We start from the raw sequence: 2,070 nt of genomic DNA on the forward strand, positions 1-2,070 counted from the left end.
TGCCTTGCAGAGGCAAATAACATTGAGCTTCTATTAGAGTTTCTAGATTCAAACAACACCTTAGCTTCAAAAAGGTCAATGCTGCTTGCTACTCTATGTGTCTTGATACATGACAATGTGCCAGACGGCGAACAGAATGACTCTGATATTAATATCGAAGTGGCAAATAGAGTTTCTGGTGAACTCAAGAAAAGAATTGAGCTATTTGTAGAGCTAGATACAAGCTTGATTATGGACTACATAAAAGAGCTAGCTTACCCCCAAATTGGTGTGCCACTAGCTGGCATGTAACAATGAGCTGTTGTCGGACAAATTTTCCGCTGCGCTCCAAATTTGCCGCAAAGCTTGGCGTTATGTGTAATCATCTATGACACCAGATATATATAAAATTGAATTAATTGGAAGTGGTAGCTTGTCGGTAATGGCTAAGCCGGTTTCTGGTGAGTGGATAGATGATGAGTTCGCTGGTATTGCGAATTCGGGTATAGATAGAATCGTGTCTTTATTGGAACCGAATGAAGAAATTGAAGTAGGTCTTAGCGAAGAGAAGCTATGTGCTGAGAAATACGGAATGGAATTTGTTTCTTTCCCTATTAAAGATCGTGGGCTGCCTAATTCCATACAAGAGTATTTAGCATTTACTAAACGGCTATATCAGGAAACAGCAGGTGGGTTAAATACCGTAGTACACTGCAGGGCAGGAATCGGACGAACTGGCATTATTGCAGCAGGCGTTCTTTTGCATTGCGGTTTTGAACCCGAAGAGGCCATTGAGCATATATCGAAACAACGTGGTGTTCGTATCCCTGATACAGAGGAACAAATTGAGTGGGTCAATCAAAGCCATGCCCAACACATAACAAATTGCTCCACCTGACACATACTGCTACGCTCGTTTTTGTGTATGTCGCTGGCGCTCCATTTTCACACAAAAACGCTCTCCGCAGTATGTGCAGGTGAGCAAGGCGTTAACAGGCAGGATATAAATACTTGCAAATATTCAAGTGTCACTATAGTATCACTTTATGAAAATTGCATTAGTTACCACGTTAAAGCGTCAGGCCACAAAAATCCTCGCGGATCTACATGCGTCTAAAGAGCCTGTGCTCATTACAGAGCACGGCCAGCCTTCAGCCTATTTGGTTGATGTAGAAGATTATGAAATGATGCAAGATCGTATGGCGTTATTGGAGGGACTGGCAAAGGGAGAGGCTGCCTTCTCGGAGGGGCGAGTTGTTTCTCATGTTCAAGCCAAGGAACGAATGAGTAAATGGCTCAAATAATTTGGACGGAACCTGCTCTTAACGAATTAAATGAGATTGCTGAATTTATCGCATTAGATAAGTTTACTGCCGCACAAAACTTGGTCCAACCTGTTTTCGACCGTGTTGATCAGCTCAAGGGGCAACCTAAGTCCGGTCGTAAGCCACCAGAACTTTCTCGAAACTCAATTTATAGAGAGGTCGTTGTTGGTCCGTGTAGAGTTTTTTATCGCACTGAAAAATCTAAGATCATAATTATTCATGTTATGCGCAGTGAGCGCATTTTGCGTAAGTATATTTTGGAAGAGCGTGCTAAAGTCAGCAGTTAACAAGCAAAGGCAGCCGACGCATAAATGCGCGGCTGCTTTAGGCGTTAAATGCTACTCGACCGCCCGCTTATGGCAAGAAACCTATTAACAAAGAGAATATTTCTTGCGGTGGCGAATGACCAAAGTTAGGCGAAAGCTGCCCTTCAAAAGTCTCGATCTGACCAGGCACTGTCTGCATGGTCAAATCCCAACTAATACACATCAATTACTGTGCAACCTCATGTGGGTAGTCTTTGCATAACCGAATGTACATTCAGGGTTATTTGAATCATATACCACAGATATCTTCTTTCCTGCTGTAAAAGCAGTAAGGGCCAATGAAAACATTATGTAAACTTCCCGCTTTTAGGTACGATGGATTCAATCGGTCAACGCAACATACCCTATAATCCAACAATCATAGAGGTATGAGTATATGAAACACCCTAATCCGATGACTGAGCCTAAAAAAGCTGTCATATGGGAAATGTGGCGAAGAG

Annotated in this window: 4 protein-coding genes; all 4 read left to right on the forward strand. The window is 42.6% G+C overall.

What is annotated here, in order from left to right; all coding sequences use genetic code 11:
* Window positions 1–291, forward strand: a 291-nt coding sequence (locus tag FKG94_RS28910; protein ID WP_179957860.1) for a hypothetical protein, incomplete at its 5' end; no start/stop codon positions are given.
* Between the two features lie 76 nt (window positions 292–367).
* Window positions 368–877: a protein-tyrosine phosphatase family protein gene (locus FKG94_RS28505; RefSeq protein WP_142930348.1), complete on the forward strand. Its 510-nt coding sequence runs from the start codon at window positions 368–370 to the stop codon at window positions 875–877.
* A gap of 148 nt (window positions 878–1,025) precedes the next feature.
* Window positions 1,026–1,283: a type II toxin-antitoxin system Phd/YefM family antitoxin gene (locus FKG94_RS28510; protein ID WP_142930349.1), complete on the forward strand. Its 258-nt coding sequence runs from the start codon at window positions 1,026–1,028 to the stop codon at window positions 1,281–1,283.
* Complete coding sequence (locus FKG94_RS28515; RefSeq protein WP_142930350.1) at window positions 1,271–1,591, forward strand: type II toxin-antitoxin system RelE/ParE family toxin; 321 nt, start codon at window positions 1,271–1,273, stop codon at window positions 1,589–1,591. The genes FKG94_RS28510 and FKG94_RS28515 overlap by 13 nt, the downstream gene beginning before the upstream one ends.
* The last annotated feature ends 479 nt before the right edge of the window (window positions 1,592–2,070 follow it).

It is taken from the genome of Exilibacterium tricleocarpae (assembly GCF_007004655.1).
Taxonomy (GTDB): Bacteria; Pseudomonadota; Gammaproteobacteria; order Pseudomonadales; family Cellvibrionaceae; genus Exilibacterium; species Exilibacterium tricleocarpae.